Source organism: Mesorhizobium sp. B2-3-12, from assembly GCF_006442205.1.
GTDB lineage: Bacteria > Pseudomonadota > Alphaproteobacteria > Rhizobiales > Rhizobiaceae > Mesorhizobium.
The window spans coordinates 702358-721685 of sequence record NZ_VFVR01000001.1; the positions used below are offsets into that span (position 1 = coordinate 702358).

Consider the following 19328-nt stretch of genomic DNA (forward strand, 5'->3'; position numbering starts at 1 on the left):
CCCCGTCAACCCTTCATCATGTTCACGTCTTCGACCGCGATCGAGCCGCGGTTGCGGAAGAAGACGACGAGAATGGCAAGTCCGATCGCGGCTTCAGCCGCCGCGACCGTCAGCACGAACAGCGCGAACACCTGGCCGACCAGATCGCCGAGCGCCGCCGAGAAGGCGACGAAATTGATGTTGACCGCCAGCAGAATCAGCTCGACCGACATCAGGATGACGATGACGTTCTTGCGGTTCAGGAAGATGCCGAACACGCCGAGCGTGAACAGGATCGCCGATACGGTCAGATAATGTGCGATGCCGACGACCATCTCAGACTCCTTCGCCCGACTTGACCTTGCGGATTTCCATGCCGGTCGCCGGCGTGCGGCCGACCTGGGCTGCGATCGACTGCCGCTTGACCCCTTCCTTGTGGCGCAGCGTCAAGACGATGGCGCCGATCATGGCGACCAGCAGGATGAAGCCCGAAATCTGGAAGTAGTAGAGGTAGTCGGTATAGAGGATGTCGCCGAGCGCGGCCGTGTTAGAACGCGCGGCGAGGTCCGGAATTGGCTTTGCGACCGTCGAGGCGAGTTTTGGCGCGAAGGTGTAGCCGCCGAGCACGATGATCAGCTCCGCCGCCAGGATCAGCCCGACCAGCGCGCCGATCGGCGCGTATTGCAGGGCGCCGCTCTTCAGCTCGGCGAAATCGACGTCGAGCATCATGACGACGAACAGGAACAGCACCATCACCGCGCCGACATAGACGACGAGCAGGATCATCGCCAGGAACTCGGCGCCGGTCAGCATGAACAGACCGGCGGCGTTGAAGAAGGTCAGGATCAGGAACAGCACCGAATGCACGGGGTTGCGCGACGAAATGACCATGAACGCCGATGCCACCGCGACAAAGGCGAAGAGGTAGAAAAAGGCCGCCTCTAGTCCACTCAGCATTGGGGATCCCCCGGGTTCCTGTCCAAACAGGACGCTCGTCCTGTTTGTTGTCTTTGGCTTCGTCCCGCCTCCGGTAGCGAAGCCGCGTTGTCCTTAGACGTGCGACGTCGCGCCGTCCACTTTCTTGTTCCTTCTCCCCGTTCACGGGGAGAAGGTGGCCCGAAGGGCCGGATGAGGGGCAGCGCGGAGATTTGCAGCCTTGGCGCCGCCCTCATCTGCCTGCCGGCATCTTCTCCCCGTGAATGGGGAGAAGCACGCTAATCACCGATAAGGCGAGTCCAGCGAGATGTTGCGCGCCAGTTCGCGCTCCCACCGGTCGCCATTCGCCAACAGCTTGTCCTTGTCGTAGTAGAGTTCCTCGCGCGTCTCCGTCGCGAACTCGAAATTCGGCCCCTCGACAATGGCGTCGACCGGGCAGGCTTCCTGGCAGAAGCCGCAATAGATGCACTTCACCATATCGATGTCGTAGCGCACGGTGCGGCGCGTGCCGTCATTGCGGCGCGGCCCGGCCTCGATGGTGATGGCCTGCGCCGGGCAGATCGCCTCGCACAATTTGCAGGCAATGCAGCGTTCCTCGCCATTGGGATAGCGGCGCAGCGCATGCTCGCCCCGGAAGCGCGGGCTGGTCGGCCCCTTCTCATGCGGATAGTTGATCGTCTCCTTCGGCGCGAAGAACTGGCGCATCGACAGGAAGAAGGCGCTGACGAAATCCTGCAGCAGCAGCGATTTGGCGGCCTGGGACAGAGCACTCATTCAGCACCCCCAAATACTTGAATTGCGGTGACGGCGCCAACAAACCCGAACAGGATCGGCATCAGGAAGCGATACGCGGCTCTCGTGAGCGACGCCACTTGCTGCCTATCCCAACTAAATATAGGAGCGCGGTAGTTTGCGGAGAGCTTCTGCCCCTGCTGTCGTAGCACATAAGGCAACACAACAACATTGCCGAACATGGCAACAAGCAGGCCGGCAACAACTCCCAAAAAACCCGCAGATATATCACTCATCACGCAAACCCCGTGATCTTGAGGAAAGCAGCGGTGGCGACGACCATGAACAGCGAGATCGGCAGGAACACTTTCCAGCCCAGCCGCATCAGCTGGTCGTAGCGGTAGCGCGGCACGAAGGCCTTCACCATCGAGATGCCGAAGAACACGAAGCAGACCTTCAGCACGAACCAGATGACGCCCGGCACCCAGGTGAAGGGCGCGAAGTCGAAGGGCGGCAGCCAGCCGCCGAGGAACAGGATGGTGGCCAGCGCGCACATCAGGACGATGGCGACATACTCGCCCAGGAAGAACAGCAGGAACGGCGTCGAGGAATATTCGACCATGTGGCCGGCGACCAGCTCCGATTCGGCTTCGACCAGATCGAAGGGCGGCCGGTTCGTCTCGGCCAGCGCCGAGATGAAGAAGATGATGAACATCGGGAACAGCGCCAGCCAGTTCCAGTCGAGGAAGGTGTTGGGCAGGCCAAGCCGCGTGCCAATTCCGTCATGCTGCGACAGCACGATATCGCTGAGGTTGAGCGAGCCGGCGGTCAGCAGAACGGTGACGATGACGAAGCCGATCGAGACCTCGTAGGACACCATCTGCGCCGCCGAACGCAGCGCGCCGAGGAATGGATATTTCGAGTTGGACGCCCAGCCGCCCATGATAACGCCATAAACCTCCAGCGAGGAGATGGCGAAGACATAGAGGATGCCGACATTGACGTTGGCGATCGCCCAGCCCTCATTGACCGGAATGACCGCCCAGGCCGAGATCGCCAGCACCGCCGAGACCAGCGGCGCCAGGAGGAACACCCCCTTGTTGGCGCCGGACGGGATGACCGGTTCCTTAAAGACGAATTTCAGCAGGTCGGCAAAGGCCTGCAGCGTACCCCAGGGGCCGACGACATTCGGGCCGCGGCGCAATTGCACGGCCGCCCAGATCTTGCGGTCGGCGTAGAGAATGTAGGCGACGAAGACCAAAAGGATAACGATCAGCACGACCGATTTCAGTAGAATGATCAGCGCCGGCAGCACGTAGAAGGAGAAGAAGGTGTCCATGCTTATTCCGCCGCCTGCTTGAAGCCGCTCTTGGCCAATGCCGAGCATTCAGCCATCACGGCCGACGCGCGCGCGATCGGATTGGTCAGGTAGAAATCCGTGACCGGCGAGGTGAACGTGCCCTTGTTCAGCCGCCCGCCGAGCTTCGCCACATTGGCGATGTCCTCGGCATTGCCGGCCGCGACCTGATCGATGCGGGCCAGATGCGGGTATTCGCCATAAAGCTTGGCACGCAGCTGCGGCAGCGAGTCGAACGGCAGCTTCTTGCCCAGCACATCCGATAGGGCTCTCAAGATCGCCCAATCCTCGCGCGCATCGCCCGGCGCGAAGCCGGCGCGGTTGGTCTGCTGCACACGCCCCTCGGTGTTGACGTAGGTGCCGGACTTCTCCGTATAGGCCGCCGCCGGCAGGATGACATTGGCGCGGTGCGCGCCGGCGTCGCCATGCGTGCCGACATAGACGACGAAGGCGCCGCCGGTCTTCGACATATCGATCTCGTCGGCGCCGAGCAGGAACAGCACGTCCGTTTCGCCCAGCATGCCGGCTACGGTCTTGCCGCCCTCGCCCGGCACGAAGCCGAGGTCGAGGCCGCCGACGCGCGCCGCCGCATTGTGCAGCACGGCAAAGCCGTTCCAGTCCGCCCGGGCAGCATTCACGGCAGCGGCGAGCCTGGCCGCCTGGCCGAGCACGGCCGCGCCATCGGCGCGCGCCAGCGCACCTTGGCCGACGATGATCAGGGGATGCGTCGCCTTCTTCAGCGTCTGGAAGAACTTGCCGTTGCCGTCCGCCAGATCCTTAAGCGAATCCGGCCCGGCGCCCAGCTGTTCGTAGTCATAGCGCGTGTCGCCGACATCGCCGATGACGCCGACCGGGAGATTGCCGAGACGCCAGCGCTTGCGGATGCGGGCATTGAGCACCGAGGCCTCGTAGCGCGGATTGGCGCCGATGATCAGCACCGCGTCGGCCTGCTCGATGCCTTCGATGGTCGGGTTGAAGATATAGCTGGCGCGTCCGAGCGCTGGATCGAGTGCCGCGCCATCCTGGCGGCAATCGGTGTTCTTCGAGCCAAGCGAGGCCATCAGGAGCTTCAGAGCGTAGATCTCCTCCACCGCCGCCAGATCGCCTGATATCGCGCCAATCTTGTCGGGAGCTGCCGCCGAAACCGCGCCCTTGATCGCCGCGAAGGCCTCGGCCCAGCTTGCCGGAACCAGCTTGCCGTCCTTGCGTACATAGGGGCGGTCGAGGCGCTGCGTGCGCAGGCCGTCCCAGATGAAGCGGGTCTTGTCGGAAATCCATTCCTCGTTCACCTGCTCGTTGACGCGCGGCAGGATGCGCATCACTTCGCGGCCACGGCTGTCGACGCGGATCGCCGAGCCGACGGCGTCCATGACGTCGATGGATTCGGTCTTGGTCAGTTCCCACGGCCGCGCCTGGAAGGCGAAAGGCTTCGAGGTCAGCGCGCCGACTGGGCAGAGATCGATGACATTGCCCTGCAGCTCCGAGGTCATCGCCTGTTCGAGATAGGTGGTGATCTCCGCATCCTCGCCACGGCCGATCAGGCCAAGTTCGGAAATGCCGGCAACCTCGGTGGTGAAGCGGACGCAGCGCGTGCAGTGGATGCAGCGGTTCATCACCGTCTTGACCAGCGGGCCGATATACTTGTCTTCGACCGCGCGCTTGTTCTCGTGATAGCGCGAGGAATCGACGCCGAAGGCCATCGCCTGGTCCTGCAGGTCGCACTCGCCGCCCTGGTCGCATATCGGGCAATCCAGCGGATGGTTGATCAGCAGGAATTCCATCACGCCTTCCCGGGCCTTCTTGACCATCGGCGTGTTGGTGAAGATTTCCGGCGGCTCGCCATTGGGGCCGGGGCGCAGGTCGCGCACGCCCATGGCGCAGGAGGCCTGAGGCTTGGGCGGCCCGCCCTTCACCTCGATCAGGCACATGCGGCAATTGCCGGCGATCGACAGCCGCTCATGGAAGCAGAAGCGCGGCACTTCCGCGCCAGCGTCCTCCGCCGCCTGCAGCAGCGTGTAGTGGTCGGGTACAGTGATTTCTTTCCCGTCGACCTTGAGCTTTGCCATTCGTCTCAAACCCCTGCGGATTTCCCGCAATCTCATTTTCCGGGCGCGGCAGACGCAGCGCCCGACATTTCATTCACTTCTTCGCGGCCAGCGCCGTGGCCTGGCCGGTCCAGTCGTCGCGGCCGATGCGGCCGTTGAACGACAGATAATCGTCGACCCAGGCGATCTCTTGCGGCGACCATGCGGCGATCTGGGCGTAAGTCCAGACACCCAAGCCGTTCAGCACCTTCTCCAGCTTCGGGCCGATGCCCGATATCGCCTTCAGGTCCGAAGGCTTCGCCGGCCTGTCCATGGCCTTGGGCTGCCGGAAATCCTCGGGCATCAGCACGTCGGGCACATCGCCCGTTGCCGGACGCGCGGCGGCCGCTGGCGCCGTGGTGGCGGCTTCCCTGGCGGCAATGTCGGTGACTTCCTGGGCAAAGGACTGCGCCTCGGCGATCAGGGTCTTGGCCCTCGCCCGCGCCCGGGTGGACGAAGAGTTCGCATCCTCGAATTGCTCGATCCTGGCCTCGAAATCCTCGATCAGCGGCTGCATGAGGCGCTGCGACGCCTCGGCGGCGCCCGAAAGCGCGCCCATCCATACGCCGAACGCATGATTGGCGAGCCCGATGCCAAGCGCCGACATCGCTGCCGCACCCGCGACAGGATGCACAAAAAGGTTGACGGCGCTGGCCATCTCCTTCGGCATCATCCTGGTCAGGTCCTGGTTCATCTTCTCGATCTGGTCCAAATTGGGCATCAATGGGTAGGGTGTCGAATACGGCGCCATAGGGTTCTCCTGGTCGTTTCTTCGTTCGCCCCGCCCCGTTTTCTTCCCGCCTTCAAAGTTTCTTCTTATTCCGCCGCCACCATCACCGGTTCGGCCCGGTGCGCGTTGCGCGAAAACTCGTCGATGCGCCGCTCCACCTCGCCGCGGAAATGCCGCATCAGGCCCTGGATCGGCCAGGCCGCCGCGTCGCCCAGCGCGCAGATCGTATGGCCCTCGACCTGCTTGGTGACGTCGAGCAGCATGTCGATCTCGCGTTTCTGCGCCTCGCCGCGCACCAGCCGCTCCATCACCCGCCACATCCAGCCTGTGCCCTCGCGGCACGGCGTGCACTGGCCGCAGCTCTCGTGCTTGTAGAAGTAGGACAACCGCGCGATCGCCTTCACGACGTCGGTCGACTTGTCCATGACGATGACCGCCGCTGTGCCGAGGCCGGACTTGAGGTCGCGCAGTGCGTCGAAATCCATCGGCGTGTCGATGATCTGCTCGGCCGGCACCAGCGGCACCGAGGCACCGCCCGGAATGACCGCCAGAAGATTGTCCCAGCCGCCGCGAATGCCGCCGCAATGCGTCTCGATCAGTTCACGGAACGGGATCGACATCGCCTCTTCGACGGTGCACGGATTGTTGACGTGGCCGGAGATGCAGAACAGCTTGGTGCCGACATTGTTGGGCCGACCGAAGGAGGAGAACCAGGCAGCCCCCCGGCGCAGAATGGTCGGCGCCACGGCGATTGATTCGACATTGTTGACCGTGGTCGGGCAGCCATAGAGGCCGACATTGGCCGGGAATGGCGGCTTAAGCCGGGGCTGGCCCTTCTTGCCTTCGAGGCTTTCCAGCAGCGCCGTTTCCTCGCCGCAAATATAGGCGCCGGCGCCGTGATGCATGTAGATTTCGAAATCGTAGCCCGATGTGTTGTTCTTACCGATCAGCTTGGCCTCGTAAGCCTCCTCGATCGCCCGCTGTAGCGCCTCGCGCTCGCGGATGAACTCGCCGCGCACATAGATGTAGGCGGCAATCGCGCCCATGGCGAAGCCGGCCAGAAACGCGCCTTCGACCAGCGTGTGCGGATCGTTGCGCAGGATATCGCGGTCCTTGCAGGTGCCGGGCTCGGATTCGTCGGCGTTGATGACGAGATAGCTCGGCCGGCCGTCGCTCTGCTTGGGCATGAACGACCATTTGAGGCCGGTCGGGAAGCCGGCGCCGCCGCGTCCGCGCAAGCCGGACGCCTTCATCTCGTTGACGATCCAGTCACGGCCCTTGGCAATGAGCCCCGGCGTGTTGTCCCAGGCGCCGCGCGCCATGGCGCCGGCCAGCGACTTGTCGAAGAGGCCGTAGATGTTGGTGAAGATGCGGTCTTTGTCCTGAAGCATTTTTCGTCCCTCAGACCGGCTTCTTGGTCGGCTTGGCGGCAGGCTGCTTGGTCTCCGGCGCCTTGAAGGCGCTGCCCGGTTCGGCCCGGTTCTTCGGTCCACTGCGTTGCTTTGGAGTCGCCTCGACCTCAGGAGCGGCCTTGTTGGCGTTGGCGGCCGAGTGGAGTGGTGCCGCAACGCTGGCAGCGCTCTCGGTGACCGGCGCGACCTTGGCCGGCGACGGCGTCTTCAACGTCGGGTTGGTCTCCGGCGCTGCGGTCTTTGGCCTGCTGGATTTTGACGGAGCGACCGGACCGGGCGCGGCTGGCGCGGCGGGGGCCGCCGGTGCCGGCACTGGCGCGGCGATGATCGCGTCTGGCGCCGCCTTGGCGGCCCTGGCCGCTTCCCGGGCTTCCCGATCGCGGGTCGATTTGAGGATCGCCTTTTCACTCTTCAGCGTGGTGAGGCCGGAGGCCGGCTCCGAGCCGGTGCGGCCGTTCTGCGGCCCCGGCGCCACCGAAGCGCCCTTGCCGGCATCGTAGAGATCGATGATTTCGGCCAGCCGTTCCGGCGTCAGATCCTCGAACGTATCCTTGAACACCATGACCATCGGCGCGTTGACGCAGGCGCCGAGGCACTCGACCTCCTCCCACGACAAGGTGCCCTTGTCGTTGGTGTGGAACTGGTCGTGATGGATTTTCGAGCGGCACACATCCATCAGCGCTTCCGAGCCGCGCAGCATGCAGGGCGTGGTGCCGCAGACCTGGATATGCGCGCGGGTGCCGACGGGATTGAGCTGATACTGCGTGTAGAAGGTCGCGACCTCGAGACCGCGAATACGCGGCATGCCGAGCATGTCCGAAATCGTCTCGATCGCCGCCTTGGTGACCCAGCCTTCCTGCTCCTGCGCTATCATCAGCAGCGGAATGATCGCCGACTGCTCGCGCCCCTTCGGATACTTCTTGATCCACTGCTTGGCCGCCGCCGCATTCGCCTTGTTGAAGGCGAAGGACGCTGGCTGGACGCTGGCTTCTGCGAGACGGCGGACTGACATTAGCGATCGACCTCACCAAACACGATGTCGAGGGAGCCAAGAACGGCGGTGACGTCGGCCAGCATGTGGCCGCGGCACAGGAAATCCATGGCTTGCAAATGCGCGAAACCCGGCGCGCGCAGCTTGCAGCGGTACGGCTTGTTGGTGCCGTCGGAGACGAGATAGACGCCGAACTCGCCCTTCGGCGCCTCGACCGCCGCATAGACCTCGCCGGCCGGCACGCGATAGCCCTCGGTGTAGAGCTTGAAATGGTGGATCAGCGCTTCCATCGAGCGCTTCATCGCCTGGCGTTTGGGCGGCACCACCTTGCCGTCGAGGTTCGACACCGGGCCGGTGCTTTCCTTGCCGAGCAGGAGATCGACGCACTGGCGCATGATCCTGGCCGACTGGCGCATTTCTTCCATGCGAACGAGGTAACGGTCGTAGCAGTCGCCGTTCTTGCCGATCGGGATGTCGAAATCCATCTCCGAATAGCATTCATAGGGCTGCGACTTGCGCAGGTCCCATGGCGAACCCGAGCCGCGCACCATGACGCCCGAAAAGCCCCAGGCCCAGGCATCTTCCAGCGAAACGATGCCGATATCGACATTGCGCTGCTTGAAGATGCGGTTGCCGGTGAGCAGCTTGTCGAGATCGTCGATCGACCTCAGGAAGGGATCGATCCACTTGCCGATATCCTCGACCAGCTGGCGCGGCAGATCCTGGTGGACGCCGCCGGGGCGGAAATAGGCGGCGTGCATGCGCGAGCCGGAGGCGCGCTCATAGAACACCATCAGCTTTTCGCGCTCGACGAAGCCCCACAGCGGCGGCGTCAGCGCGCCGACGTCCATTGCCTGCGTCGTCACATTGAGAATGTGCGACATGATGCGGCCGATTTCGCAATAGAGCACGCGGATCAGCTGGCCGCGCCTCGGCACCTCGATGCCGAGCAGGCGCTCGGCCGCCAAGGCAAAGGCGTGCTCCTGGTTCATCGGCGCGCAATAGTCGAGCCGGTCGAGATAAGGCACCGCCTGCAGATAGGTTTTTGCCTCGATCAGCTTTTCCGTACCGCGATGCAAAAGCCCGATATGCGGATCGACCCGATCGACCACTTCGCCGTCCAACTCGAGAACCAGCCTCAGAACACCGTGCGCGGCAGGGTGCTGAGGTCCGAAGTTGATGTTAAAGTTGCGGACGGAGGTTTCAGCCATTACTGCTTTGCCTTCTCATCCCCTGGCAGCACGTAATCCGTGCCTTCCCATGGGGACAGAAAATCGAAATTGCGGAATTCCTGCTTCAGTTCCACAGGCTCGTAGATGACGCGCTTGGCTTCGTCGTCGTAACGCACTTCGACGAAACCGGTCAGCGGGAAATCCTTGCGCAGCGGATGGCCTTCGAAACCGTAGTCGGTCAGCAGGCGGCGCAGGTCCGGATGGCCCGAAAACAGCACGCCATAGAGATCGTAAGTTTCGCGCTCGAACCAATCGGCGCCGGGATAGACGCCGGTGATCGAAGGCACCATCGTCTCCTCGTCGGCCTGCACCTTGACCCGGATGCGCACATTCCGCTTCGGCGAAAGCAGGTGATAGACGACGTCGAAACGCTTGGCCCGCGACGGATAGTCGGCGCCGCAGACATCGATGATCGAGATGAACTGGCAGCGCGCATCGTCGCGCAGGAAGGCCATCACCTCGATCAGGTTTTCCGGCTCGACGTGAACGGTAAGCTCGCCATAAGCGAGCACAGCGTCACTGAAGCGCCCAGGCAGCTTCTCGCCGAGATAGGTCGACAGTTCGCTAAGGGATGCGGCCATGGATTTACCGTTCGATCGTGCCGGTGCGGCGGATCTTCTTCTGCAGGAGAAGAATGCCGTAGAGCAGGGCTTCGGCGCTCGGCGGGCAGCCGGGCACATAGATGTCGACCGGCACCACGCGGTCGCAGCCGCGCACCACCGAATAGGAATAGTGGTAGTAGCCGCCGCCATTGGCGCAGGAGCCCATCGAGATGACGTAGCGCGGCTCCGGCATCTGGTCGTAGACCTTGCGCAGCGCCGGCGCCATCTTGTTGGTCAGCGTGCCGGCGACGATCATGATGTCGGACTGCCGCGGCGACGCGCGCGGCGCGACACCGAACCGCTCCGAATCGTAACGCGGCATCGAGGTGTGGATCATCTCGACCGCGCAGCACGCCAGACCGAAGGTCATGAACATGAGCGAGCCGCTGCGCGCCCAGGTGATCAGCGCCTCGGTCGAGGTGACCAGAAAACCCTTGTCGGCAAGCTCATTGTTGATTTCGAGGAAGAAGGGATCGTCCTCCCCCACCGGCCTGCCGGTGTTGGGATCGATAATACCTTTGGGCTTCGGCGCGACGAGGGTGCCTGAACTGTCGTTCAATCCCATTCCAGCGCTCCTTTTTTCCATTCATAGGCAAAGCCGATGGTCAGCACTGCCAAAAAAACCATCATTGACCAGAAACCGAGCATGCCGATCTTCGAGAAGGACACTGCCCAGGGGAAGAGGAAGGCCACTTCCAGGTCGAATATAATGAACAGGATCGACACCAGGTAGAAGCGGATGTCGAATTTCATGCGGGCGTCGTCGAACGAGTTGAAACCGCACTCGTAGGCGGAAAGCTTTTCGGGATCCGGGTTGCGGTAGGCCACCAGGAACGGCGCGACCAGCAGCGCCAGACCGACCACCAGCGCCACGCCGATAAACAAGACGATGGGCAGGTACGAGCTGAGGAGTGCGTTCATGCAGCGGCTTTCCGTTGGCGCCAATCCACGTTGATTACAGCACCGGACCTTAATGCGGAAGCGTGACAGTTTAACCGCTGAACCGTTTTAAGGAACCTATGCTGCAACGCGGCGAGGGTTAGCGCAGCCCTTCCAGCGAAGCAAGTCAAACCTTGTTCAAAACAACGAGCTGGACGGCATTCCGGCAGAAACTGGTCCCACACGCTCCGGTTTGATTTCCTTCGCTCTGTACTCCACTTTTCTTCCTGACAGGATTGCCGCTAAACCCTGCTAGCATGGGCTGGAATCACCCATCACATCTTTTGTCAAAGCATCCTCAGAGTGACGCCTGCATGAAGGAAAAGATCTCGCTTGCCACCGCCCGGCGCATCGCGCTCGCCGCGCAGGGGTTTCTCGATCCCCGCCCCGCCGGCACGCCCGACCGCCGCCATTTCGCCCGCGTTCTGTCCCGCACCGGCCTGCTGCAGATCGATTCCGTCAGTGCGGTGGTGCGCGCCCATTACATGCCGCTCTATTCGCGTCTTGGCCCCTATCCCCTCGCCTTGCTCGACAACGCAGCCGTGACGCGCAAGCGCACCGTATTTGAATATTGGGCGCACGAGGCCTCCTTCCTGCCGGTCGAGACCTACCCGCTGATGCGCTGGCGCATGCGGCGCGCCGAGCAAGGCGACGAAATGTATCTGGGGCTGGCCAAATGGGGCCGCGAGCACGCCGCCTATATAGAAGAGATCTACCGCGAGGTCGTCGAGCGCGGGCCGATCGCCGCTTCGGCGCTCGAAGGCCAGAAAGGCTCCGGCGGCTGGTGGGGCTGGAGCCACGCCAAGCACGCCTTCGAATGGCTGTTCTGGGCCGGCCGCATTACCACGGCGCACCGACGCGGTTTCGAGCGCTTCTATGACCTGCCGGAACGCGTGCTGCCGCAGGCGATCCTCGACCTGCCGGTGCCGGCGGCCGAGGACGCGCACCGCGAATTGCTGCGCATCTCCGCCCGCGCCCATGGCGTGGCGACATCGGGCGATTTGCGCGACTATTTCCGCCTGTCGCCGGCCGATATGAAAGGCCGGCTGGAGGAACTGGTCGAACTCGGCGACTTGCTGCCGGTCCGTGTCGAGGGCTGGGACAAGCCGGCTTACCTTCACAAGGACGCCCGTATGCCGCGCAAGATCGAGGCCCGCGCCCTGCTGGCGCCGTTCGATCCGGTCGTCTTCGAGCGCTCGCGCTCGGAACGGCTGTTCGATTTCCACTACCGCATCGAAATCTACACGCCGGCTGACAAGCGCCAATATGGCTACTATGTCCTGCCCTTCCTGCTTGGCGACAGGATCGTGGCGCGCGTCGACCTCAAGGCCGACCGGCCGGCCAGTGTCCTGCGCGTCCACGCGGCTTATGCCGAGCCCGGCGCACCGCCAGAGACGGCGGCTCAGCTCTTCGAGGAATTGAAGCAGATGCAGGGCTGGCTAGGCCTCGAACGCATGGAAGTGACGCCTGCCGGCGATCTGGGCCCGGCGCTGGCCGACATCACGGTGTCGTAAGCTCGCGTTGACACCGCTGCCCGCAAGAGCCTAAATCCGATCCAGACGGTCTCCTCTCAGCAAAGGGAGGAGCCAAGAGGGAATGCGGTGCGGGCTGAAAACCCAAATCCGCGGCTGTCCCCGCAACTGTAAGCGAAGAGCCAAGGCCGAAAGCCACTGGGATTGTCCCGGGAAGGCGGCTACCCAAGGCGATGACCCGCGAGCCAGGAGACCTGCCGTCTGGAATGCAAGAATCCGATCGCCCGGCGGGTTTTCCGGGCAAGGAGCCTGATTTGGATCGCGACAGCAGTTTTTCGGCTGAAACAACAGACGTTTCGTCCGGCGAGGGTGATTCCCTGGCCGGCGTGACCGTCATCGTCTGCGCCTCGTGCCGCGACGAGACCGGCTCCGACGCCCATCCCCGGGCCGGCGAAATTTTGGCGGAAGACACGCGCCAGGCCGCCTCGGGCGAGAACATCCGCATCCGCACGGTCGAATGCCTCGGCAATTGCAAGCGCCGGCTGAGCGCCGCGATCCTGCGCGACGGCTGCTGGAGCTATGTGTTCGGCGACCTGACCACAACCAGCGGCGCCGATCTCGTCACCGGCGCCAAGCTCTTCGCCACCTCGACCGACGGCCTCATTCCCTGGCGGGGCCGGCCCGATAGCCTCAAGCGTGGCCTCGTTGCCCGCATCCCTCCTCTCGACATGCTGAAGGACTTGACATGACCGCTCCAAATTCGGCCGGCAATCTCTCCCGCGTTCCCTGCACCGTCGTTACCGGCTTCCTCGGCGCCGGCAAGACGACACTGGTTCGCCATCTCCTGGAAAATGCCGGCGGCAAGCGCATTGCCATCATCGTCAACGAGTTCGGCGACATCGGCATCGATGGCGAAATCCTCAAAGGGTGCGGCATCGACACCTGCCCCGAGGAAAACATCGTCGAACTGGCCAATGGCTGCATCTGCTGCACCGTCGCCGACGATTTCGTGCCGGCGCTCGACCAGATCCTGTCGCTGACGCCGAAGGTCGACCACATCCTGATCGAAACCTCCGGTCTCGCTCTCCCCAAGCCTCTGGTTCAGGCTTTCCAGTGGCCTACGGTGAAGAGCCGGGTGACCGTCGACGGCGTCATCGCCGTGGTCGACGGTCCCGCACTTGCCGAGGGCCGCGTCGCCAACGACATGGACGCCCTGCAGGCGCAGCGCGCCGGGGATGACAGCCTCGACCATGACGATCCGGTCGAGGAAGTGTTCGAGGACCAAATCGCCTGCGCCGACCTGATCATCCTGTCGAAGAGCGACCTGATGGATGCCGCCGGTTCGGCCCGCGCCAACGCCATCGTCAACGAGCATTCCGCCCGCGCCGTGAAGATCGTGCCGACGTCTCATGGCAAGGTCGATCCCTCGGTGCTGCTCGGGCTTGGCCTTGCCGTCGAGGACGACATCGAGAACCGCAAGTCGCATCATGACGGCGCATTCGACCATGAGCATGACGACTTCGACACCTTCATCGTCGACATTCCCTCAATCGCCAATCCGGACGAACTGGCCAAGCGCGTCACAGAGGCCGCCGAACAGGAAAACGTGCTGCGTGTAAAAGGCTTCGTCGAGGTCGGCGGCAAGCCGATGCGGCTCCTGCTGCAGGCCGTCGGCCCGCGCGTCAATCATTACTATGACCGTGCCTGGACCGCCGGAGACGACCGCCGCTCGCGCCTTGTCGTCATCGGTCTCAAGGGGCTGAACCGCCCGGCGATCGAACGTATCCTCGCCGGCTGATTTCAGACACGGACCGCGATGCACATCCTCACCACGACCTCCGCCTCGCTCGACGACCTCGCCGAGCCTGTCGATCTCCGGCAGACGCCCGCGGATATCGTGGCCCTGTCCTTCACCGACAGCGATCTCGCCGGACTCGCGGCGGCATGGAAGGCGCAAGCCGATCGCCTGCCCTCGATGCGGCTCGCGTCACTGCGCGACCTGCGCCATCCCATGTCCGTCGACCTGTGGATCGACAGTGTCGCCCGCCACGCCAAGATCATCCTGGTGCGCATCCTCGGCGGCTACGACTGGTGGCGTTATGGTTGCGACCAGCTCGCCGCGATTGCCCGCGAACGCGGCATCAAACTGGCGCTGCTTCCCGGTGAAAGCCACGACGAGGATCTCAGGTTGATCGAATCCTCGACGCTGCCGCGCGCCGACCTCGACAGCCTTCTCGGCTATTTCCGCGAAGGCGGCCCGGCCAATATGAGCGCGCTGGTGCACAGGCTGGCAGGCCTGGCTGGACAGGACACGTCGGTCGCCAGTCCGGTCAGTGTGCCGAAGGCCGGTTACTATCAGTCTGGATTGGGGGTCGTGGAGAAGCCGGACCTTTCAATGGTCGGCGCTCCCGTCGTCCCAATTCTTTTCTACCGATCGATGCTGCTTGCAGCCGATGTCGCACCCATAGACGCTCTTTTTGAAGCTTTGGAGCAACGCGGCATGCTCCCGATGCCCATCTTCGTCTCCAGCCTGAAAGACCCGGTGTCCCTGGCCTTTGTCGAAAATGCCCTCGCCTCGCTGAAACCCGCCGCCATCATCACCGCGACCGCTTTCGCCTCCGGTGCCGAGCCCGGCGTCGAAACCCTGTTCGACCGCGCTGGCGTGCCCGTCTTCCAGGTCATCGTCGCCACCACGCGCCGCGATGTCTGGGAAAACAACCAGCGCGGCCTGGCGCCCGCCGACCTCGCCATGCATGTCGTGCTGCCCGAACTCGACGGCCGCATCCTTGCCGGTGCCATTTCCTTCAAGGGCGAGAGCGATGTCGATCCCGCACTTGGCCATCGCGCGCTGGCCAACCGGCCGGAGCCGGATCGCGTGGCGCAGGTGGCGGGGCGTGTGGCGGCTTTCATACGCCTTCAGGAGACGCCCCGTGCCGAGCGCAAGCTCGCCATCCTCATTCCCGATTATCCCAGCGCTCCTGGCCGCACCGGCTATGCCGTTGGCCTCGATGTGCCGTCGAGTGTGTTGGCCATGCTGCACGACTTGAGCGAACAGGGCTATGTGGTTGGAGAGATTCCGCAAACGCCGCGTGAATTGCTGGATGCGCTGGAGCGGAGCCAAGGCGGGCTGGGGCTGGAGGATTATTTAGCCTTCTCTACGGAGTTGCCGATAGCGGCAATTGCTCCAGTAGAAGCCGCTTGGGGAAAGGCCGAAGACGAGACAGGATTGCGCGAGGCGCCCCCCTCTGTCCTGCCGGACATCTCCCCCTCAAGGGGGGAGATCAGCAGCTTCGCTGGCGGCGCTCCACTTTCAACGTTTGGGATTGGCGAAATCGGCGATGACAGCTCAATCTCCCCCCTTGAGGGGGAGATGTCCGGCAGGACAGAGGGGGGCGCCTCGCGCAGACCTTCGCTATCAAGCAAAAAACACTTCCCCTTCCGCGCCGCCACCTTCGGCAACATCACCGTCGCCCTCGCCCCCGACCGTGGCCGTTCCGCCGATCGCCGCGCCGACTATCACGACCCGACGCTCCCCCCGCGCCACGCGCTGATCGCCTTCGGCCTCTGGCTGCGCAGATCGCTCGGCGTCCATGCCCTGATCCATGTCGGCGCCCACGGCACGCTGGAATGGCTGCCGGGCAAGACCGTCGCGCTTTCGCAAAACTGCTTCCCCGAAATCGTCACCGGGTCCCTGCCCGTCATCTATCCCTTCATCGTCTCCAACCCCGGCGAAGCGGCGCAGGCCAAGCGACGCATCGCCGCTGTCACGCTTGGCCATCTGCCGCCGCCGCTCACCGGTGCAGGTCTCGACGAGGACCAGCACAAGCTCGAACGCCTGGTCGATGAGTACGCCCAGGCCGACGGCCTCGACCGCCGCCGCCGCGACCGTCTCGCCAGGCTGATCGTCGACACCGCGCAAAAGACGGGCCTCGCTTCCGAAGCCGGCGTCGCGAAAACCGACGCACCCGACGAAGCGCTGCGCCGCATCGATGCCTGGCTCTGCGATCTCAAGGATTTCGCCATCAAGGATGGATTGCATATCTACGGCCGCGCGCCCGGGGACGAACCCGACGCCATACGCCGCCAAAGCGCCGACGCCGAGAAGTCGGCACTGCTCGCCGCGCTCGATGGCCGCCACGTCAAGGCCGGCCCAGCCGGCGCGCCGGCGCGCGGCCGCTCGGACGTGCTTCCAACCGGCCGCAATCTGTTCACCTCGGACCCGCGCACCATGCCGACGCCCACCGCCTACGATCTGGGCAAGGCAGCGGCCGAAGAAGTGGTGCGCGGCTACCTACAATCGCATGGCGACTGGCCGCGTTCGCTGGTCATCGATCTCTGGGGCTCGGCCTCGTTGCGCACCGGCGGCGAGGAGATCGCGCAAGGCCTGGCGCTGATGGGCTGCCGGCCGCAATGGGACACTGCCACTGGCCGCATCACTGGCATCGAGGTGTTGCCGCCGGCCACGCTCGGCCGTCCGCGCGTCGATGTCACCTGGCGCATCTCAGGCCTGTTCCGCGACATGTTCCCGACCCAGATCGCCCTGATCGACGCCGCCGCCAACGCCGTCGCCGCCCGCGACGAGGACGATTCGGAAAACCCGCTCGCGGCAAAAACCCGTGCCGACGGCAAGGTCAGCCCGCGCATCTTCGGCACCTCGCCCGGCACGTACGGCGCCGGCGTCGAGGATCTCATGTCCAGCGGCGACTGGGGTGCGCGCGAAGAGATCGGCCGCGCCTATCTCGACGCCACCTCGCATGCCTATGGCGGCGCTGGCGGCGAAGGCGTCTCGGCGCCCGGAGCGTTTGAAGGCCGCATCGCCGAAGCCGACCTTCTCGTCCACACCGGCGACGATCCCGGCCGCGACATTCTCGAAGGCTCGGCCGACGTCGCCTTCATCGGCGGCTTTTCGGCCGCCCTGGCCGCACTCGGCAGGAACGCCGACGTCATCGTGCTCGACACCACCGATCCGCAAAAACCGAAGCCGCGCTCGGTCGGCGAGGCTGTCTCGCGGGTGGTGCGCGCCCGCGCCGTCAACGCCCGCTTCATCTCGGGCCAGATGCGCCACGGCCCGCGCGGCGCCTCCGAATTCGCCGAAACGGTCGACCGGCTGGTCGGCTTCGCCGAAACCACCCATGCCATTCCGGGCGCGCTGATCGAGGCCGTGCACGATGCCTATCTCGGCGATCCCGAGGTCCGCGCCTTCATCTTGCGCGAAAATCCCGCCGCCGCCAAAGTCATCGCCGAGCGTTTTCTCTCGGCGCGCCGGCGTGGCCTCTGGCATCCCTTGCGCAATTCCATCGACGACGATCTCGCCGCGCTGATTGCCGAAGCCAACGCGCTCGGGGTGGCGGCATGAACGCCTTCTCGCGCCGTGGCGCCTGCCCTGCTCTGTCGGCGCCGATGCAGACAGGCGACGGCCTGCTGGTGCGGCTCAATCCGGTGGATGGTGGCCCATCTTCTGGAGGGTTGTCGCCGAAGCTGTTGATCGGGATCGCCCAATCCGCCTTGCGGCACGGCAACGGCATCATGGAAGTGACGGCGCGGGGCAGCCTGCAGATTCGCGGGCTGACGACGGAAAGCGCTGCCTTGCTGGCGGCGGAGATCGATGCATTGGGAATCGCGGTGCGCACCGGCGTGCCGGTCGAGACCGGCCCGCTGGCAGGCATTGACCCTCAGGAGATCGCCGACCCGCGACCGCTGGCTGAGCGAATCAGGGTGGCCATCGATGAAGCCGGGTTGACACAGCGGCTGGGGCCGAAGGTTTCGGTGATCGTCGACGGCGGCGGACAACTGACGCTGGACGCGGTGACGGCGGACATGCGGCTTGTTGCGGTGAGCACCGATGCGGGAATCCGGTGGCGGGTGTCGGTTGCCGGTGACGGGCGGAATGCAAGGCTGCTCGCGGTTGCTGATGAAGGTGTGGCTCGTGATATAGCCGTCGCGGCTCTAAGGATGATCGCCGAGAAAGGCCGCGAGGCTCACGCAAGGGATTTGTCGGAGAGGCAGTTGGTGTCCCTGGCGGGTTGGCTATGCCTGACAAATTTGCGCGAGGCGCCCCCCTCTGTCCTGCCGGACATCTCCCCCTCTAGGGGGGAGATCGGCAGCTTCGACGCCGGATTTTCTTTAGCGACACCGGAAATTGGCGAAACCGTCGGCGACCACGTAATCTCCCCCCTTGAGGGGGAGATGTCCGGCAGGACAGAGGGGGGCGCCTCGCGCAAACCTATCGGCCTTTTCCCCTTGGCCGGCGACGTCTCCAATCTCGGCATCGGCCTCCCCTATGGCAGCATGCCAGCGGACAAAATCATCGCCGTCGCAAAAAGCGCCCTCGCCGTAGGCACCACCGAAATCCGCCTCGCCCCGGGCCGCGCCATGCTCTTCCTTGGCCAGCCATCAGCCGCCAACCAACCCCTGCAAGACACAGCCGCCACCCTCGGCTTCGTCACCTCCCCCGCCGATCCGCGCACCCGCATCGCGGCCTGTCCCGGCACGCCGGCCTGCGCCTCCGGCCGCATCGCGACGCGCGACATCGCCGAGACCATCGCCGCTGAAAACACTGATATCCTTCACTTCACCCTGCACGTTTCCGGCTGCGCCAAGGGCTGCGCGCATCCCGGTCCGGCGGCGCTGACCTTGGTCGGCGGCGAAAACGGAGCCGGACTTGTCGTGAACGCGACGGCGAAGGCCCTTCCTGCCGGCTACAGGCCGGGCTATGACGCCGCGCGCGGCTTCGGTCGCGTCGCGGCAATGATCCGCAGCGCACGACATCAAGGCGAAACCGCCGCCGCTTGCCTGACAAGGCTTGGGCCGGCAGCAGTCGCCGAGGCTTACCGACAGGCCCAAACTGAAAAACGGAAATGAG

General features: G+C 64.3%; 17 protein-coding genes, 1 pseudogene and 1 riboswitch. Of the genes and pseudogenes, 5 read left to right on the forward strand and 13 right to left on the reverse strand.

Going from position 1 to position 19328, the window contains the following annotated elements:
- Positions 1-5: 5 nt before the first annotated feature.
- The 13 genes and pseudogenes from nuoK to FJ948_RS03495 form a co-directional block, all read right to left on the reverse strand.
- Positions 6-314, reverse strand: coding sequence for an NADH-quinone oxidoreductase subunit NuoK (gene nuoK, locus FJ948_RS03435; RefSeq protein ID WP_019858930.1), 309 nt, complete (start codon positions 312-314; stop codon positions 6-8).
- A gap of 1 nt (position 315) precedes the next feature.
- Positions 316-936, reverse strand: coding sequence for an NADH-quinone oxidoreductase subunit J (locus FJ948_RS03440; RefSeq protein WP_140701774.1), 621 nt, complete (start codon positions 934-936; stop codon positions 316-318).
- Positions 937-1197: 261 nt separating this feature from the next.
- Complete coding sequence (nuoI, locus tag FJ948_RS03445; RefSeq protein WP_023812382.1) at positions 1198-1689, reverse strand: NADH-quinone oxidoreductase subunit NuoI; 492 nt, start codon at positions 1687-1689, stop codon at positions 1198-1200.
- Entirely contained in the window at positions 1686-1943 is a 258-nt protein-coding gene (locus tag FJ948_RS03450; protein ID WP_140701775.1) for a hypothetical protein, read from the reverse strand. Before FJ948_RS03450 ends, nuoI begins: the two co-directional genes overlap by 4 nt.
- Entirely contained in the window at positions 1943-2986 is a 1044-nt protein-coding gene (gene nuoH, locus FJ948_RS03455) for an NADH-quinone oxidoreductase subunit NuoH (protein WP_140701776.1), read from the reverse strand. Before nuoH ends, FJ948_RS03450 begins: the two co-directional genes overlap by 1 nt.
- Before the next feature lie 2 nt (positions 2987-2988).
- Entirely contained in the window at positions 2989-5070 is a 2082-nt protein-coding gene (gene nuoG, locus FJ948_RS03460) for an NADH-quinone oxidoreductase subunit NuoG (RefSeq protein WP_140701777.1), read from the reverse strand.
- 73 nt (positions 5071-5143) lie between these two features.
- On the reverse strand, positions 5144-5839 hold the full coding sequence (locus FJ948_RS03465) for an NADH-ubiquinone dehydrogenase (RefSeq protein WP_140701778.1): 696 nt from the start codon (positions 5837-5839) through the stop codon (positions 5144-5146).
- A 65-nt stretch (positions 5840-5904) separates the two neighbouring features.
- Positions 5905-7209 (reverse strand): NADH-quinone oxidoreductase subunit NuoF, encoded by a 1305-nt coding sequence (nuoF, locus tag FJ948_RS03470; protein ID WP_140701779.1) that lies wholly within the window; start codon positions 7207-7209, stop codon positions 5905-5907.
- A 22-nt stretch (positions 7210-7231) separates the two neighbouring features.
- Positions 7232-8242: pseudogene (gene nuoE, locus FJ948_RS03475) on the reverse strand (NADH-quinone oxidoreductase subunit NuoE); the annotation flags it as partial.
- The gene (locus tag FJ948_RS03480) at positions 8242-9432 is read right to left on the reverse strand and encodes an NADH-quinone oxidoreductase subunit D (RefSeq protein WP_140701781.1); all 1191 of its coding nucleotides are present in this window, start codon (positions 9430-9432) and stop codon (positions 8242-8244) included. The pseudogene nuoE and the gene FJ948_RS03480, both read right to left, overlap by 1 nt.
- Entirely contained in the window at positions 9432-10034 is a 603-nt protein-coding gene (locus tag FJ948_RS03485) for an NADH-quinone oxidoreductase subunit C (protein WP_140701782.1), read from the reverse strand. The genes FJ948_RS03480 and FJ948_RS03485 overlap by 1 nt, the downstream gene beginning before the upstream one ends.
- A 4-nt stretch (positions 10035-10038) precedes the next feature.
- Positions 10039-10620: an NADH-quinone oxidoreductase subunit B gene (locus tag FJ948_RS03490; RefSeq protein ID WP_015317338.1), complete on the reverse strand. Its 582-nt coding sequence runs from the start codon at positions 10618-10620 to the stop codon at positions 10039-10041.
- Positions 10611-10976, reverse strand: coding sequence for an NADH-quinone oxidoreductase subunit A (locus tag FJ948_RS03495; protein ID WP_006335683.1), 366 nt, complete (start codon positions 10974-10976; stop codon positions 10611-10613). The genes FJ948_RS03490 and FJ948_RS03495 overlap by 10 nt, the downstream gene beginning before the upstream one ends.
- A 332-nt stretch (positions 10977-11308) precedes the next feature.
- On the opposite strand from FJ948_RS03495, the gene FJ948_RS03500 reads away from it, so the two are divergent.
- The 5 genes from FJ948_RS03500 to cobG all read left to right on the forward strand — a co-directional run bounded on the left by FJ948_RS03500 (position 11309) and on the right by cobG (position 19327).
- Positions 11309-12508 carry a winged helix-turn-helix domain-containing protein gene (locus tag FJ948_RS03500; RefSeq protein WP_140701783.1) on the forward strand — a complete coding sequence of 400 codons (1200 nt, stop codon included), beginning with the start codon at positions 11309-11311 and terminating at the stop codon, positions 12506-12508.
- A 29-nt stretch (positions 12509-12537) separates the two neighbouring features.
- Positions 12538-12743: riboswitch (cobalamin riboswitch) on the forward strand.
- A 37-nt stretch (positions 12744-12780) separates the two neighbouring features.
- On the forward strand, positions 12781-13215 hold the full coding sequence (locus tag FJ948_RS03505) for a DUF1636 family protein (protein WP_140701784.1): 435 nt from the start codon (positions 12781-12783) through the stop codon (positions 13213-13215).
- On the forward strand, positions 13212-14264 hold the full coding sequence (gene cobW, locus FJ948_RS03510; RefSeq protein WP_140701785.1) for a cobalamin biosynthesis protein CobW: 1053 nt from the start codon (positions 13212-13214) through the stop codon (positions 14262-14264). The genes FJ948_RS03505 and cobW overlap by 4 nt, the downstream gene beginning before the upstream one ends.
- A gap of 18 nt (positions 14265-14282) precedes the next feature.
- Positions 14283-17822 carry a cobaltochelatase subunit CobN gene (locus tag FJ948_RS03515; protein WP_140701786.1) on the forward strand — a complete coding sequence of 1180 codons (3540 nt, stop codon included), beginning with the start codon at positions 14283-14285 and terminating at the stop codon, positions 17820-17822.
- Positions 17819-19327, forward strand: a complete 1509-nt coding sequence (gene cobG, locus FJ948_RS03520; protein ID WP_140701787.1) for a precorrin-3B synthase — start codon at positions 17819-17821, stop codon at positions 19325-19327. The genes FJ948_RS03515 and cobG overlap by 4 nt, the downstream gene beginning before the upstream one ends.
- The last annotated feature ends 1 nt before the right edge of the window (position 19328 follow it).

What these genes read in the sequence shown, in the direction of transcription:
- nuoI (WP_023812382.1), bottom strand. Translation starts at nt 1,689, where the DNA reads ATGAGTGCTCTGTCCCAGGCCGCCAAATCGCTGCTGCTGCAGGATTTC.
- FJ948_RS03495 (WP_006335683.1), bottom strand. Translation starts at nt 10,976, where the DNA reads ATGAACGCACTCCTCAGCTCGTACCTGCCCATCGTCTTGTTTATCGGC.
- cobG (WP_140701787.1), top strand. Translation starts at nt 17,819, where the DNA reads ATGAACGCCTTCTCGCGCCGTGGCGCCTGCCCTGCTCTGTCGGCGCCG.
- FJ948_RS03465 (WP_140701778.1), bottom strand. Translation starts at nt 5,839, where the DNA reads ATGGCGCCGTATTCGACACCCTACCCATTGATGCCCAATTTGGACCAG.
- nuoK (WP_019858930.1), bottom strand. Translation starts at nt 314, where the DNA reads ATGGTCGTCGGCATCGCACATTATCTGACCGTATCGGCGATCCTGTTC.
- FJ948_RS03450 (WP_140701775.1), bottom strand. Translation starts at nt 1,943, where the DNA reads ATGAGTGATATATCTGCGGGTTTTTTGGGAGTTGTTGCCGGCCTGCTT.
- FJ948_RS03440 (WP_140701774.1), bottom strand. Translation starts at nt 936, where the DNA reads ATGCTGAGTGGACTAGAGGCGGCCTTTTTCTACCTCTTCGCCTTTGTC.
- FJ948_RS03485 (WP_140701782.1), bottom strand. Translation starts at nt 10,034, where the DNA reads ATGGCCGCATCCCTTAGCGAACTGTCGACCTATCTCGGCGAGAAGCTG.
- FJ948_RS03490 (WP_015317338.1), bottom strand. Translation starts at nt 10,620, where the DNA reads ATGGGATTGAACGACAGTTCAGGCACCCTCGTCGCGCCGAAGCCCAAA.
- nuoG (WP_140701777.1), bottom strand. Translation starts at nt 5,070, where the DNA reads ATGGCAAAGCTCAAGGTCGACGGGAAAGAAATCACTGTACCCGACCAC.
- FJ948_RS03515 (WP_140701786.1), top strand. Translation starts at nt 14,283, where the DNA reads ATGCACATCCTCACCACGACCTCCGCCTCGCTCGACGACCTCGCCGAG.
- cobW (WP_140701785.1), top strand. Translation starts at nt 13,212, where the DNA reads ATGACCGCTCCAAATTCGGCCGGCAATCTCTCCCGCGTTCCCTGCACC.
- FJ948_RS03500 (WP_140701783.1), top strand. Translation starts at nt 11,309, where the DNA reads ATGAAGGAAAAGATCTCGCTTGCCACCGCCCGGCGCATCGCGCTCGCC.
- FJ948_RS03480 (WP_140701781.1), bottom strand. Translation starts at nt 9,432, where the DNA reads ATGGCTGAAACCTCCGTCCGCAACTTTAACATCAACTTCGGACCTCAG.
- nuoH (WP_140701776.1), bottom strand. Translation starts at nt 2,986, where the DNA reads ATGGACACCTTCTTCTCCTTCTACGTGCTGCCGGCGCTGATCATTCTA.
- nuoF (WP_140701779.1), bottom strand. Translation starts at nt 7,209, where the DNA reads ATGCTTCAGGACAAAGACCGCATCTTCACCAACATCTACGGCCTCTTC.